The organism is Arcicella lustrica (assembly GCF_034930985.1).
GTDB classification, from domain to species: Bacteria; Bacteroidota; Bacteroidia; order Cytophagales; family Spirosomataceae; genus Arcicella; species Arcicella lustrica.
Genome location: NZ_JAYGIM010000019.1, coordinates 103966 through 120866, shown reverse-complemented (window position 1 = coordinate 120866; position 16901 = coordinate 103966). Strand labels below are relative to the sequence as shown.

The window sequence follows — 16901 nt, the reverse complement described above, 5'->3', positions numbered from 1 at the left end:
GAATTTGAGTGATGAAAATTATTTAAAAAAGACTCTCATATATTTGTTGATTTGGAGTTCCGTCAAATCATTTTAAGTGATTTTTTAAACACATAATTCTTTTTCAAAAGTTATAAAAGCCAAATGACTTCTGTAACCTCTGAAAAAGAATTGCATGATTTTACCAAACGTAGAGGATACTTTAACCTTTCCTTTCAGTAAATCTTTTAGTTATTGTATAATTACTTTTACGATAAAATGTCTATTTCCAGAAACAACTTTTAATAAATAAACCCCAGCAGTAAACTTATTAGTTAGGAAAGTAAATCGCTCGTCATCATTAGGCTGTTCTAACGTATGGCTTAATACTTCAACGCCACTGATATTGGTCAGTGAGATAGTTGTTGTTAAACCCTGAGTACCCTTAATTTCAACTGTCCCTCTGTCTCCAGTAATCGGATTTCCTAACATCGTGGCTTCTAAGACAGAAGACGGTTCTTCAGCCGCTACCGAAATCCTAGCATTTGAAATTACAGCTGGTTCGGTTCCAGCAATTAATTGCCCTTGATAATAGACAGATACTTTTTCATTCAAAACCATTTCAATATTACTCAGATAAGAATAATCATTTAATTGATTAAAATTACTCCAGTCTGTTTTAGCAATGCGATATTGAATATTCCCAGTACTACTTGATGGATACAAAATACCAACACTTGGTTTTACTGATATTTCCAGATAATTATCAGCTCCTTCTTTCACAGGACTAAGGCTCGTGAATTGTCCTTGAATATTTGAATTTCCCAAAAGAGCGTAATCCAAGTAATAATTCAAAGCTACTGTCCCTTCCTTAGTAAACCAGTAACGTACTTTTAAATCGCTATAATTTACAGGAATATTTCCTTCATTATTAATTTTCAGATAAGTACTGATAGTGTTTGTATTGGCTGACGATTTACTTTGGGTATAGACTTTAATTTTCAAGTCAGTTGGAACTACAGCTGGCTCTGAACCATAAATTAATAACCCGTTACGATACAAAGTAATGTGGTCATTGAAAGTGTATGCACTTGCATTGATGTGTGAGTAATCATCCCCTTCTGATAAATTAGACCAGTCCGTATTGGCAAAACGAGATTGAATTACCCCAGAATTTGAATTGGCTGATAAATTACCCGCTGATGTTTCAAAACCGTATTCTATGTAACCAAAAGCTCCTGTCCGTGGATTTGGTAAGGCTACATATTTCATTTTTACTTTGCTGTTTCCTAACTGAGCGTAGTCTATCCAAGTATTAATTTCTTTGAAGTTTTCAGCCGTAAACCAATACCTAACAGTCAGTTCACTATAAGGCACAGCAACTGAGCCTTCGTTGATAATCGTTAGATTAGGTTTAATCTGATTATTGCTAAGGTTATTATCACTATCTTGATACTTCACTTTCAATACAGAAATGACCATTAAAGATTGGCTAACATCCGTCGCTGGATTGTACAAATTACTTCCAGTTTGTGAGGCTGTAATCGTTGTTGTTCCTGCACCAATGATATGGATTTTATTGGCAACAATTTTAGCGACTGAAGTATCTGAACTACTATAACTAACAGTTAAGCCTGAGCTTGCTAATGCTCCAGCATCAAAATCTGCATCGAAAATAGTTTTATTTGCTAAAGCATTGAAAGTAATACTTTGTGAAAGTTTCGATACGGTTAAAGATTGGCTAACATCCGTCGCTGGATTGTACAAATTACCTCCAGTTTGTGAGGCTATAATCGTCGTCGTTCCTGCACCAACGATATGGATTTTATTGGCAACAATTTTAGCGACTGAAGTATCTGAACTACTATAAGTAACTGTTAAGCCTGAGCTTGCCGTTGCTCCAGCATCAAAATCTGCATCGAAAATAGTTTTATTTGCTAAAGCATTGAAAGTAATACTTTGTGAAAGTTTCGATACGGTTAAAGATTGGCTAACATCCGTCGCTGGATTGTACAAATTACTTCCAGTTTGTGAGGCTGTAATGGTTGTTGTTCCTACACCAACAATATGGACTTTATTAGCAACAATTTTAGCCACTAAAGTATCTGAACTACTGTAAGAAACTATTAAGCCTGAACTTGTTGTTGCTCCAACCTCAAAATCTGCATCACCGATAGTTTTGTCTGAAAGTGAATTGAAAGTGATATTTTGTGACAGAATATAATCATTACTTAATGTAAATGAACCCAAACTATTGATTCCCGAGAAATTGACAATTTTGTTCGTTGATGTAGATGATTGTGGACCAACAAATGAACTAACATTTTTCCAAGTACTATTTTCTGAATTATAATTCATTAATTGAACATCAGCAAAAGGGTTAAAGTCTGTATTGCCTTGATCATCGTTATAAGCAAACTGTAAATTTGTCAGGGACGCAATTGCTGGTGTAATCGTCCAAGTACGATTCAATGCTTTTGAAGGCACTAATAAACCTGATGGAACATTTCCTTCTTCTACTCCTACTGTAAAAATCGTTTCTGTACTTGGCGTAACTGTAACAGGATTATAACTACTATTGGATGTACCTATCCAGAAAGGTGTAGTTACATTCGCCGAAACCAATTGCTTGTAAATGGCATTAGGTGCTAATGAAAACCAAACACTATTCGTCGAACTAGTTCCATTAGACGATACTGGAGTTATTGTTAAGTTCAATGCAAAGATAGACTCGTCAATCACTCCACCGTTTGCTACATTAATCGCTACAGTTTGTGTAGGCATTGCTTTTAGCATACGTACATTTCTTCCTAATTTCAACGTTCCAGTACTTCCTACATTTAATATTAAATTCTGTAATGGCGAGGGGCTTGAGGTATTATTTACAGAATAAAATACAAATGAAGTAGCTGATACATCTAACGTTCCGTTAACATTATAAACGATGTCTCCAGATTGTGCTGTTGGTGCTGTAGATGCGTTATAAACATTATGAAATCCACAATTGGCATTGGTCAATTTTAAGGTTTTCCCTGCATTAATTGTTAAAGATTTCGTTGTTGAATTGGCTGAATTATTCTGTAGGGTAAAACCTGTTGATGGAGATGAATTGAAATTATTAAAATTCATATCAACATCCATAATGATGGACTGTGCCGAAGAACTGTTAGGCTGAAAACGTGCCAAGAAAACTTTACCAGAACCCGTAAAAGTAATCGTTCCTGAACCGGTGGTGTACATACGAATACTTTCGCCTGAAGTTCCCGTTGATGCACCCCCTAATTGTCCATCAATAACGATAAAAGTGTTTGTTCCTCCTATATTCAAGGATTGTACACTTCCTCCTGCAGTGGTTGAACCTTTGATAATTCCTGATGGTAAAATAGAGAGATTTTTTGCTGTACTTAGATTGTTGCTCATAGTCCATGTTCCACCAACTGCCAAATCACTGTTTGCTGTTACTGCTTGCGAGCTAGTCATTGTGCCATTCATCATCATCGACCCCGCAACTGTTAAAGCAATTGTTTCTGTTAAAGTACCTCCAGACTGAACGGTTAAGTTTTTACAATTACCTCCCGTAGTAGCCAATGTAACAGTATGACCAGATAAAATATGAACATTAATACTAGCTGTAGGTGCAGTAGTAGCTGTTCCACTGTATCCCCCAGCCCCATTGGAAATATTCCATACTCCACCATTCCAGTTCATTGTTCCCGAAGAAACGTAATCACCAGCGGCAATGCCTGTTACAACAAGCGTTTTTACAACGTCATTGGCAGCATTATAAGTCCAGTTTCCTTCTTGAGAGGCAGTAATGGTTGAAATCCCTGCACCAACAATGTGTATTTTGCCATTTATAATAGTGGCAACACTTGTATTTGAACTTGTATAAGTAATAGATAAACCCGAATTCGTTGTGGCATTTGGGTCGAAATCTGCAGCAGTAGTGCTTGTACTCGGTAAAGCAGGAAAAGTAATTACTTGTGATTGATAACTAGCTGCTGTTGAATCAAAGTAAAACCAGTTTACATTAACAGCACCTTTGTACACCAAAAAGAGATCTTGAATACCTGTTAATCCTGATATTTTACAAGAATCAGTAGCCCAATTTTGCCATGCTCCTGTTACAGAAAGATTTATTTTCCCTACTAATGGCCCTGATACACTACCTGTTCTAATTTCAACAGAAGTACTTGTTGTTGGAATAGCATAGCGAATGTAAAATTTAGTTGCTCCTACACTTTTAAAATCCACCTGATTATATCTGGTATAATCACCTGCACCAACAAAGCTTAGGTTTTTATCGCCATCAATATCATTAGTATTTTCTGTTTGTATACCCGATTGGGATGAATAACTTTCCGCTTCAATTCGCTCATAGGGATTTACAGAACTAAATGTATTACCTACTAAATTGATGTAAGCAATATCCAGTTCAGACAAAGCTACATCTACTTGAGTTTGACTAGTATTTGCATATTGTGAAGCATATTTAGCCAAGGCTAATTTTTGAATAAAAATATCAAATAAATTATGGCGATAAAAGCCTACTTTTTCGAGTATTGACACATTAGCAACCGTAGTTGATGATGTTGCAAAAGCTTCCATCTCCGCAACTTTAGTATTAAGGCTTGTCTTGTTTACTCCTGATGGAATGGTAGTATCATCTGCCAATAAACCTCCTGTATCACTGGCAGAACCAATATAATACACCTTGGAGGTACTTGGTGAGAGCGTCATATTAGCAGTTAATGTTATTGTATTTCCTGTAGCAATATCATACGCACTTAAACCAACCAAAGAAGCAGGAACTACAATCGTTTTTGTTAAATCTTTAGTGGTATTCATTCCCACCAAGTATTTACCTATTTGTAATTGATAGAAATCTAAAAGTTGGCGATCTGTAATGTAGGCAGATGTTCTGTTGTAAGACACATAAGGGTCTTGTTGTCCGCCATAGGCACTTTGTGGCTTATCGGGGGCATCGCCTGACTGCGAACCACTTGCAGAGGTAGGACGAGTAGCAAAACCTGTTCCTGCTCGATAATACTCTATTACGTCTGGGCGTAGCTCTATTTTTCGCTCGGTAGTGGGATTAATATAATGAACTTTTGCAAGCTTATTAACTGCATAAGCTCTGGAAAATAAAGTGACAAACAATTGTTCAGTTCCATTTTTGATGGCAATTACTCCGTTTTCTTCATCAGCGGCCACATAGTCTGGCTGGTTTGGTGAAGATGGCATTCTTGCAGTACTTGTCTTAGTAGCTAAAGTATCTAACACCTCTGGTAAAAAGTGAAGCCATGTCAGTTTAGGGTCTTCGGCAAGTAAATTACTTAATTTACCATCTTCTGCCATTTGTTTAATATAACCTATTGCTTCAGTATCTTTAGTTTCAGCTGCAACCCATGGATTACCATAAAAAGGTTCTCCTGGCAAATAGGTGTTTCTCCAGCAAATTACGCCTTCTGAAAGAATACTACGTTTACCGTTGTTTATAGAAGGGTAAGTAAATAAAGCCTGTGTTTTGGTATGTTTTAATGCTAAATCCAAAAGACGCATATCGCCTTTACCTACTCCATAAGTAGTAATAGTAGGATCTTTTTTGGACATATAAAAAAACTCCATAATTTTATTGGCTAAATTCCCATAGCAATCTGGAGAAACCCAGCCAGGTTCATGACTTGTCCCTTTGGGGGTCATAAAATAAAAACCCGCAGCTTTAGTTGAAGAAGCAGGATTCCCAAGCGTTGGCATACTACTAGTTAAATTAGTCATTGCCCCTGTAAACTGCTCTATTCCACATGCTTCTAAAACATGGTGAAAAGTAATGGCAGGAAATGCACCATAAGTAGTAGGGTCTAATTTTGACATAGCGAGAGCGGCTCCATAAACAGACATGGCCGCTTCCATTGTTTGGTTGGTTACAGCATCACGACGATTTACTACGCCAAAATCAAAGCTTGCTTTAAATATCTTTAACCACTGAACTCTGCGAGTAAGCCCAGAACCACCACCCAAATCTACTACATCGTCCAACCCTGTCAATTGGTCGTACACGATATAAGCCCCATAAGCAGAACGTCCAAATGCACCGCCCCAAGAAGAGCTTGCGAGGATTGTTCCATTATTGGAATTAATTACATGTTGATCAATCGCATTTCTAATTTTAGTAATAACAGAAGGGTTATGGTAAGCCACTGAATTATCAGGTCGATGATAAGCCTCAGCCAATACTTCTATGGTGTTATAGTAGTTATTGGGATCTGTAACAATACTATTAGACCCAGCTAACAATGAGGTAATTTTGGCTTCATTCCTTTGAATAATTCCAGCCCTAATTGTTGCCATGTCATCAGCAGTTGCAGGTAATGTACTGTAATTAGGCGTATTACCAACTAAATCCTCTGATGGTAAAGTAAATAAAGGATTAGTATGAATATAAGCACGATAAACCCCACAAGTATTAGCATCTAATGTTCGCTGATAACTTGCATAAATATGTGGGGTTCCATAAGCATAGTATCGTCCTGTAGAGCGCAAACGAACTAAAACAGTTTTTTTCCCATCAGTCAATGATTTAGGTAAAGGTACTGTTCTAAAGAAAAAAGCTCCTTGACTGATTACTTGTCCGTCTTGTGTTTTATCCATAAATATTTCTTCATCTCCTCCTGCTCTTAAACCAACCTCTTTACCTTCTACATTTAGCAAAATACGCCCCCCATTGTATTCGTCACCACCAAACTTTATTGTAAAGTAGTTTTGCTTTGTACCATCTACCCTGAGGACAAATGATATTTCACCCCCATAAATACCTACATAACTCCCTTGATAAGGATTGGTTAAATCTGGCAAAAAACGTTTAGCTGTTTGTCCTTCCTGTCCAGTATAAGTATCAACCTTAGCAGGATTATAAGTTGTAAGTCCATGTACGGTTTCACTGGTCGAATTCCCAAATATTACTTCATCAAGATGCTGGGCTTGAAGGGGAATTCTGACACAAAAAGATACCATGAGCATGAGAAATGCTCTGTAAAAATATTTCATAGTTATGTATTGATAAAATTGTTAAAGGAAATTTAGATGATTATTACCTAGACGATAATCCTATGATGATTACTTAGTGTTTAATACAAAAAATGATTATTTATAGATATAAAAAATAGTTTATTGAAGAATAAATAAATTACAAGCAAAATTAATTTTGGAAAGGAATGACTATAACTTTTCACAACACATTACCTTTATCTAAAGCCTATTTGGCAAAAAGTACTAATGTTGACATTGGCTTAATACTTACTTCTTTACTACTAACTACTTGTCCATTTGCCACATTTTCAGCTTTTTGAAAACGTTTAGGAATAGCAACATGGTCAATATTATTGTTGGAATTATTCATTACAATAAAGTAACTACCATATTCTAATTGATAAAAATTAGCTCGTCCAGCATAAGGATTTTCGTCACCAATTTTATATTTCATCCCTGTTGGTATTTTTGCTATTGGTTGTTTTTCACCAGCATGGGCTAATACTAAACCATCTGGATAGTTTAATCCTCCATTTCCAAAAGCCATATTGGTATAATTTGGTACAGAATAGGTATTGCCACTATCCTCAAATTTTTCATCTACTGCTACAGTAGCGATATTATTATAATTCGGTGTGATATAATGTACCCTAGCCAAATTATTGATAGCACTTCTGGCACGCCAATACAGTGAAGCATATAATATTTCTTGGTTATTTTTGATCACAACTACCCCATCTTCTTCATCTGAAAACACCAAGTTAGGCTGTTTCCAGCCTAACGGCATTTCATCACTTAGTGGTTGGTGGTCTTTAATTTTCTCATATTGCTCTGGTACTGGCAATAACCCTGCTGTTACTCTAAAACCTTGATTTTTCATTTGTTCATCTAATACCGCAAAAAATTGATTTTCCATCAACATTTTTTGGGAATAAGCCACTAATTTAGGGTTCATAGTAGCGGTTGCTATTTGGAAAGGTCCACCATCCCATGAAGGGCGCTGTGCATAACAGACATCGCCAGGATAATGGCTGTCTCGCCAACCAACTATGGTTTCCATACGCATTGCTTGATTGCCCTCATTATCGACAGTTGGGTACCTGAAATAGGTTCTTGCCAAAGCTATTTTTTCTGCCTGTATTTTAATTTTGGCATCACCATTAGGCACTAAGTCAGATTTTGTAGCTTCTAAAATCTCGGCTACCCAGTCTAATACTTCGCCGTAATTGCCTACATAGCCCAATTCTTTGGTTAGTCCTTTGGCTGTTAATTGCCAATAATCATTCCCAGCTGTTTTTGTTGGCTTACCCTGTTGGTCATCACTACTCAACCAAGGTTCTAGCCCTACAGATTCATATAAATAGTGGAGTACTTTATTTTCATCTGATGCCTTTTCTGGAGCAACAACTTGTAACCCTTTATTGGCATAATATATCCCGTAAAGGTCATTAATCATCGATTGATTGGTATATAAACGACGGTTTTGTTGATGACTTACACGGCAATCAACTAACATTGCCGTGTAAGCTTCTTTACGGCTTATTGTTAATGCAGATACATTTTCTTTGAAAGATGAAACTAACTCATTGCGTAATAAATAAATAATTTGCCCGCAAATACCTAAACCAAACCAATCGGCATTCCATGTTGCTGGGTCTGAATATGCCAATTTTGGATTTTGCAAATACTTTTTATACAATTCGTCTATGCCTTTCAAGCTAACTTTTACTACTTCTGGATTATGATATGCCAGCGACCATTGCGTATGATATGCCTTAGCCAGAAACTGCATTTGTACTTGTGAAAGCGGTTTGCTTGCTTTAAGTAAACCCGAAATTTCTTTGTTCACTCGTTCTTTAAGAAGTGTTAATACCTCTTCATTTGGTGATTTTCTATTTTTGCTTGCAGGTGCTGTTCCTTGTTTTTCCTTTTTATCAGGTACAAAGTCTGGATTGGTATGGGCATAAATGGCATAAATACCTCTGGTGGGTTCTACCATATCTTTTTGGTATTTATCCCAAGTTTGTCCATAGCCCCAAATCGGGCCATTACTCCTAATTTCTACTTGAATCTGACTTTTACCTTTGGTCAAAGACAATGGTAAGGGTGTGGTAGTGTAAAAAAAGCGGTCGTTATAAAAAGGGGCATCGCTACCAACATCTAGCATATCAACATCTCCTAAATGTCTTGAACCTATTTGCTTACCTTCGCAAACCAAGTACAAACGGTTTTGGGTTATATCATTTCCCCAGAATTTACTAGTAAGGTAATTAGGTTTATCTTTATCCACTTTCAAGGTAAATGATACCGTACCACCTGTCCACGATGGTGTTTGGGGTGGCAATAAAACAATAGCGGATTGTTGTAAGCCCCCTTCAACGAGTTTGGTATTTTGGCTTTTTAGTTGATGTACCTTTTCAGTATTATTATCACCAAAATATAGCTTATCTGTAACTTGAGCCATGATTGAAAGGGTTGAGAACCAGAATAAAATCGTTAGTATCAAGCATCTATTTAAATAATAATTAAGTCTCTTTTGCATATTATGAATCATTTTATTGATTGAGATAAATTCAAGAAATACCTTAAAATGATAGGAGCATTTAATAAATGCCCCTATACACATATTGGTTAATTTATAGCACTGTAAGATTATTTACTAGCAGAAAGCTGCCCTCTTACAATTCCATTTGGAAACTTTTTGGTATGAATAACATAATACCATTTACCATTTAAAAGGTCTGCTTCTTCTTTTTCATTAAAAGCTTCTTTTGTTCCAGCAATTGCGTAAGTGGTGCTATCTGTAGGATTCAACAATTTGGTGGTAGGAATATAAATCGAACGCACAGCTGTTCCGTTCTCTCCTTTTGCCGCTGGTGAATAAAAACCAGCTTTTACGATGGTATCTTTAATGCCAGTATTTACCCAAAGATTTGCCCAACGCAAAGTATATGTCATGCTATTTAATTCAATATTATAATTTGCAGAAAACTTTCCTGTAGCTGTGTTTGTAAGTGAAGGCACCATTTGGTCTCCACTGCCATCACCCACAACTTTATAGTCTGCCCATAATAATGACTGTAGCTCTCCGCCTTGAGTACACCCAAAAGTACCGAGAACGATTATGCCCAAAAAGACATATAATATGTTTTTTAAAATACCTTTTTTCATTTTTAAAATCGATTAATATTTTTAAATCTTAGTGCTATGTGCTATGATTCATCCAAACATCCTTAATAACCCGGATTCTGCTTCAATGCTGGTGCTTTAATAATTTCACTTTGTGGAATTGGCCAAAAGTACATTTCAGGTTTAAACACATGCTGGCGAGTTGAAATCTTTGTATAAGTATAAGTACCATTGGCTAATCTGTTGATTTCCATACCTGTCATAGTTTTGTTTTCGATTTGTTCTGCAATTTTCCATCTTCTTACGTCCCAATAACGGTGTTCCTCAAATGCCAATTCAACTCTACGTTCATTCATGATGGCACTACGCATTTCTTCTTTAGTCATGTTGGCTTTCAATCCATATAAATTATCAGCACCAGCAGTAATTCCTGCTCTTTTTCTGATTTGAATCAGATAGTCATATACCTTAGTCGTTGCTCCGTAATATTCATTATTGGCTTCGGCCGCATTCAATAAAATTTCTGCATAACGAATCAAAGGGTCGCAACGTCCCGTTTCACTACCCCCTGCGGTTACTGCAGTCTTATCAATCATTTTGTAACAATAATATCCCGTTGTAGTAATCGTATAAATTTGATCTGAGCCACTACCCACATAGCTATAAACGGGTTGTTCTGTAGAAAAACCAGAACGGAAACGCAAAGCTCCATTATAAATAATGGTATAATAAAAACGTGGGTCACGATTGGTATAAGGATCATTTGGATTATAGCCTGATTTGTCATCAGTAATTGGCAATCCGTTTTTCATCCCGAAGGCATCTACCATTTCTTGGAAAGGAAAACACTTTGGTGTGTTATTTCCACGACTAGGCATATCAAACAAGTTTTCTACATACTTGTTATTACCACGCATAAAAGTAAAAATATATTCATTATTAATTCTTTTAGTGAAGGTTTCATAAAAACCAGCACCTGGCGTTGTACTTGTAGAAGTATTCAAAACATATTGATTCAAATTAATTACGGCTTCCGCAGCATCGAGGGCTTTTTTCCAACGCTCAGGGTCGGCATTTGAATAGCCTAATAATTTGGATAAATTGGCATCAGTCGTTACTGTAGCTATTCCACCATTGAATAGCGGACTAGCAGCATATAATAATGCTCTTGATTTTAGGGCTAATACTGCTCCCTTTGTAATTCTACCATAATCAGGCGTACCATTATAATTCAAGGGCAAATCTGCTGCGGCAACATCACACTCCCCTAAAATATAATTTAAGGTTTCCTCATAACTAGAGCGAGCAATGTTTAAGTTATCCGTTAATTCAAAGACCTTATCACCCATCAATGAAATGCCCCCATAATGTTTCAACAAAGTAAAATAATACCAAGCTCTCAGAAATTTTGCTTCAGCTATCATCCTTGTTTTTAAGGCTGCAGAAACGGGTATTTTATCCTTATTTCTCAACATCAAATTAATACCTCTGATACGCTGATAAGCAACCGTCCAAATTGTTTTATCAACATTGCTAGCATTCCCAGCTCCAGCTATTAATCGTAATACATAAGAGTTGGGTTGGGCATTATCCAAGTCTCCTTCATCAGACGCAGCATATAAGCCCATACCACCAACCCCCATTGTTCTATTTAAAGACCAAGAAAAGTTGATGTCTGCGTAAATACCTGTTAAATACTGAACAGAACGAAGACTATCAGTAAAAACGGTTTCTTCATTTAATACTGTGAGTACCTTTTGATCAAGGAAGTCACTATCGCAAGATGAACACCAAAGCATGATGGCACTCAGGGTAATCATTATATATTTTTTCATAGAATTTATTATCTATTGAATTAAAATCATTCTTAAAAACCAACTTGAACACCTAAATTGAAGTTACGAGTATTTGGATAGGCATTTCCGTAACCGTTAGACACCTCTGCATCTTGCTGAAACTTACTCATGTTATTTACATTCAGAAGATTATAGCCAGATATGTAAAATCTTGTACTTTTCACGATAGAGTTGTTAAAGAATTTACTTGGTAATTGAAAGGCTATTTCTACAGATCGCAAACGAATATATGAGGCATCTGCATTCCAAAAATCAGATGCTGTTGTAAATGAAGAGTTATTGACACTAGCATTTAAACCCATTCTTGGAAAGGTAGCGGTTTCGGATGTTGAGCTCGTCCAGCGTTGTATGTGCCAAGGAACAATATTCCCATAAAAAGCATCACTGCCTTCACCTATTACCCTAACAGTATAGTCGTAAGCACCCTGCACTAAAGCTGAAAAACTCAGTCCTTTGTAAGATAAGCCCAAATTTAAACCATAAGTAGATGTTGGTAGATTGGGTTTACTTGCAAAAGTTCTGTCAGCATTGGTAATAAAGCCATCGTTATTCAAATCAACGTATTTCATATCTCCTGGCTGTACTTTAGACCATGTTGGCGCTGGTACTCCTGCTTTTACATTACCACTTTCATCAAAATCACTCAGTTGATAATATCCTGCCCATTTGTACAGAATATCCATACCTATTTGACGACCCGTTTGAGCTAAATATGGATAATCTGGAGCTTCAGATATATATAATATTTTGTTTTTAGCATAAGAGAACGTTCCCATTATAGAGTAATTTAATCCATTTTTATTACCTCCTTTATAACTGACCATTACTTCAAAACCACGATTGACGGATTCACCATTATTCCGTTGTGGTATCGACTGCCCGATGAATAAAGGCGTAGCATTTTGGCTAATTAGTTGATTGTAACGATAATTATCGAAATAGTCGGCCGTAATGTTTACTTTGCCTTTAAACATATTTACATCAATCCCGATGTCTGTTTTTCGTTCAGTTTCCCAAGTAATATTGGGATTTACTAAAGCCCCTTCTCTGATATAAGGATGTACCGAATAGCTTGTTCCAAAATTAGGTGTTGCTACGCCACCACCAGAAGTAGAATACACTTGATTCAAAACAGGTGCTGAAATACCATTATCAGAACCTACTAAACCATAAGAGGCTCTGATTTTAAATAAATCAAAGACTGGAAATACCCTAGAAAAGAATGCATCTTCGGCAAGGTTGTATCCGACGGAAACCGCTGGAAAAACACCATAACGATTACTTTCTTGGAAAAGGTCGTTCCCATTTCTGGCAACGTTCAACTCAATGATGTATTTGTTTTGGTAATCGTATCCAACTCTTAGTGTAGTTGCTAAATAATTTTGAGGAAGTACAGCTCTGTCAACAAATGTTCTACGGTTGTACATCAACAATGATGAAACATGATGATAGCCAAAAGTTCTGGCATAATTCAACATTCCTTGTAGAATTACTGTACTATTGAAGCTATTATTTGGTGCCGACAACGAATAAATTGGATACCTCACTACTGTACTTTTTGGTGTATAAATCCCTGTTGTTTGATTATAGTTAAAAGAAGGAAGAGACGAATAATTTCTTAGTAAGTTCCTTGAATCCTGAACGGCACTTGCATAAGACAAATTTCCTTTTATCGACAAACCCTTTGTAATAAATTCAAGCTGTTGTTCTGCTCCTACTACAATGTTCAAATCATTATTATAGGTTCTATAATATCCACCATTAGTCAACTCATTGATTAAATTTGTTGAAGCTATACCACCACCGCCGGTGGCTTTATAAACACCATAACCGTAGCTTCCGTTGGGGTTTTGTAGTGCACTATAATAAGGTGCAGAATAATTGTATTGAGATAACTCAAACATAATTCCTTGATTACTATTGGTAGTATTGGCATTAAAACCGTTAGGTCTGTTAGTAGTTGCAAAACGACCATTAATATCAAAACGTAATTTCAAGGTTTTGGTAGGAGTAATATCAAGGTTGGATCTGAAGTTCGTTTTGTTGTAAAAAAAGTTATTATAAATATCACTACCAGCAGGTGTAAAGTTTTTCACCATACCGTCTTGACTATAAACCCCTGCTGAAACAAAATATTTTATCAAATTGCCACCCCCACTAATATCTATATTGGCCTTGTATTGCGGAGCACTTTTATTCAAAACAGCATCTACCCAATTTACGTTAGGATGCCCATAAGGGTCTGTACCATCCTTGAACAATTGAATATCTCTGTCCGAAAACTCAAGAGCAATAGGTGCACTCGATAAGACGTTGTTATCATTTACACGAGCTTCATTATTCAACATCGCAGTTGTATATGAGTCCATGTAAGTAGGCAATCGAATGGTGTTTTGTGAACCATATTCAGCAGTAACATTGATTCTTGGCGTTCCCGAAATTCCTCTTCTAGTAGTGATAACCAATACCCCATTAGCTCCTCTAATTCCATAAATAGCAGTTGAAGAAGCATCTTTTAGGATAGATATATTTTCAATTTCTTCTGGATTTAACTGCTGAACTTGATCATAAGTATATTCAATATCATCTACAATAATCAACGGTCTGACATCACGGTTTCCCAATGAGTTACTTCCACGAATATAGAAATCAACAGCATTGTTTCCAGGCTGACCAGAACGTTGCTGAGAGAAAAAACCCGGTAATCTACCCGAAAGCGTATTGGCAATATTGGTAGTAGGGATACTTCTGATAACCGCCGCATTGATTGAACTCACTGCCCCTGTATTTGTAATTTTCTTTTGTTTGGCAAAACCTACTACAATTACTTCTTCAAGCCCTTTGGTATCTGGTTCTAAAGCTATCGTCAAAGGTTTTTGTCCATCTACCTTTATTTCCTTACTGATATAGCCAACAGATCTTACCTGAATGGTTTTACTCTTACCTCTTAAAGTGAATTTAAAGTATCCCTTACCGTCTGTAGTTGTTCCGTTTTGTGTATAACCTACCTCTATGATGCTTGCACCAGCCATGGTCTGCTTGTCTTCATCAAGTACTTTCCCTTGTACAACCACCTCTTGCGAAAAAGCTTGTTGTGAACACAATAATGTTATCAATAACATTATTAGGTACATTCCTCTTGTGTGATAAAAAGTATGTACAAATTGTAATTTATCTATTTTCATGTTAGTAAATCTCTTCGTTAAATCATTAGTAGCCTTCATTTTGAATCAATTTTGAATTTTTCAAAATCTCAGCATTATCAATCGGAAAAACATACATATAAGAGGCAAAAAATGGCGTGGTTACGTCTATCTTCTCGTACATAAATTTGCCTGCAGTATTTTTAGTAATTTTAACGCCATGGAGTGTTGTGCCATAAACACTTTCTGCGGTTTTCCATCTTCTAATATCCCAGAATCGTTGCTCTTCAAAGGCAAATTCAACTCTTCGTTCATTACGGATGATGTCTCGCATTTGGGTTTGGGTCAATCCATTGGCTAAAGCATACGGCACCAACCCAGCACGGTTGCGAATAGCCTGAACAGCATCATAAACACCATTTATGGTTTTCCCGTCTGCAGTAGTTGTAGTGCTTGCTGCACCTGGACCTGCATATTCATTTAGGGCTTCAGCATACATCAATAATACATCGGCATATCTAAAGATTGTCCAAGCTCCATTTACTGTCGAGTAAGTTGTACTATTAGCATCGTTGGCTAATAATTTTTTAGAATAATAACCCGTTTTAGTTTGAACAGCTATCGAAGTACTATTGGGTTTATCTTGCCCACCCTCAAACGTTTCCACCGCTCTTCTTAACCAAGTCTGTCCGTTATAAAAAATTGTTTGATCTAAACGTGGGTCACGATTAGCATAGGGATTGGTCGCATCATAGCCCGAACCTACTTCAGTGATTGCTTTTCCATTTTTCATCCCAAAGGCATCAACTAGCTCTTGGGTAGGACTTATCCTTCCAGCACTTGCGGTATTGCCTGGACGATAACCTACAGGTGATACCTCATATACATAACCATTGGCATTACTTCCACCCTGACGAATAAAAATATTCTCATTATTTACTCTTGCAGTAGCAAGTGTATAACGGTTGGCTTCTAAAGTATAAGCTCCTAAGTCTATTACCTCTTTGGCTGCATCTGCTGCCGCTTTCCATTTACTAAGGTCGTTGGTTGTATTATAGAGAGGACTTGCCGCCAGCAACAATACTTTTGTTTTTAAGGTAAGGGCGGCGGCTTTTCCTACTCTTCCAAAAAAAGTAGAAGGAATTGGGTCTGTCCTTAATGAATCTTTAATGGCATCACATTCAGAAACAAGGTACTGAAAACATTCACTAACTGAATTTCTTGGAAAATTCAAGTCATCTGTTAAAGTAAGAACTTTATCACCAATGAGAGGAATACCTCCATAGCGTTTTACTAATTCAAAATAATGAATAGCACGAATAAAGCGTGCTTCGGCTGGAAACCATTTTTTCTTCAAGGGGTCGAGCCATGCTACTCTTTGGTAGTTTGCCAAAAAAATATTCGCCTTACGGATACCTGCATACGAAGTAGCCCATTTATCATCAAATGTACTTGTTGAAGAATATCCAGACCGTATTACCGACCAAGTTCCAGAGCCATCATCGGATGGTACAGCATCATCAGTAGCACAGTCTAATGCTACTCCGTTCAGTCGATTTCCTCCCCCTGGAAGTGTCGCATAAATACTTGAAATAAAATACTCGGCGTTCAATGTCGTTGGATCAGACCAAATGTAATCTTCAGAAATTACATTCCGTGGTTCTGATTCATACTCACTGATACAAGACACCAAAGTTGAAATGAGGCATATTGTGTAAAATATGGTTGAAAATCTTTTCATTGATTTGAATGTTAATTGTTATTGCCCAATTCAGTGGACTTACTC

6 protein-coding genes are annotated in these 16901 nt (G+C 36.7%); all 6 read right to left on the bottom strand.

What is annotated here, in order from left to right; translation table 11 throughout:
• Positions 1-210: 210 nt before the first annotated feature.
• On the bottom strand, positions 211-6978 hold the full coding sequence (locus VB798_RS22065) for a cellulose binding domain-containing protein (protein WP_323689412.1): 6768 nt from the start codon (positions 6976-6978) through the stop codon (positions 211-213).
• A 235-nt stretch (positions 6979-7213) separates the two neighbouring features.
• Positions 7214-9451 (bottom strand): hypothetical protein, encoded by a 2238-nt coding sequence (locus tag VB798_RS22060; RefSeq protein ID WP_323689411.1) that lies wholly within the window; start codon positions 9449-9451, stop codon positions 7214-7216.
• Positions 9452-9639: 188 nt separating this feature from the next.
• Complete coding sequence (locus tag VB798_RS22055; RefSeq protein ID WP_323689410.1) at positions 9640-10158, bottom strand: CHRD domain-containing protein; 519 nt, start codon at positions 10156-10158, stop codon at positions 9640-9642.
• Between the two features lie 62 nt (positions 10159-10220).
• Positions 10221-11951 carry a RagB/SusD family nutrient uptake outer membrane protein gene (locus VB798_RS22050; protein ID WP_323689409.1) on the bottom strand — a complete coding sequence of 577 codons (1731 nt, stop codon included), beginning with the start codon at positions 11949-11951 and terminating at the stop codon, positions 10221-10223.
• A 32-nt stretch (positions 11952-11983) separates the two neighbouring features.
• Complete coding sequence (locus VB798_RS22045; protein ID WP_323689408.1) at positions 11984-15196, bottom strand: SusC/RagA family TonB-linked outer membrane protein; 3213 nt, start codon at positions 15194-15196, stop codon at positions 11984-11986.
• Complete coding sequence (locus VB798_RS22040) at positions 15183-16856, bottom strand: RagB/SusD family nutrient uptake outer membrane protein (RefSeq protein WP_323689407.1); 1674 nt, start codon at positions 16854-16856, stop codon at positions 15183-15185. The genes VB798_RS22045 and VB798_RS22040 overlap by 14 nt, the downstream gene beginning before the upstream one ends.
• Positions 16857-16901: the final 45 nt, after the last annotated feature.

Bases quoted from the DNA above. Each gene is read 5' to 3' on its own strand.
- VB798_RS22065 (WP_323689412.1), bottom strand. From the start codon at position 6,978: ATGCTCATGGTATCTTTTTGTGTCAGAATTCCCCTTCAAGCCCAGCAT.
- VB798_RS22060 (WP_323689411.1), bottom strand. From the start codon at position 9,451: ATGGCTCAAGTTACAGATAAGCTATATTTTGGTGATAATAATACTGAA.
- VB798_RS22055 (WP_323689410.1), bottom strand. From the start codon at position 10,158: ATGAAAAAAGGTATTTTAAAAAACATATTATATGTCTTTTTGGGCATA.
- VB798_RS22050 (WP_323689409.1), bottom strand. From the start codon at position 11,951: ATGAAAAAATATATAATGATTACCCTGAGTGCCATCATGCTTTGGTGT.
- VB798_RS22045 (WP_323689408.1), bottom strand. From the start codon at position 15,196: ATGAAGGCTACTAATGATTTAACGAAGAGATTTACTAACATGAAAATA.
- VB798_RS22040 (WP_323689407.1), bottom strand. From the start codon at position 16,856: ATGAAAAGATTTTCAACCATATTTTACACAATATGCCTCATTTCAACT.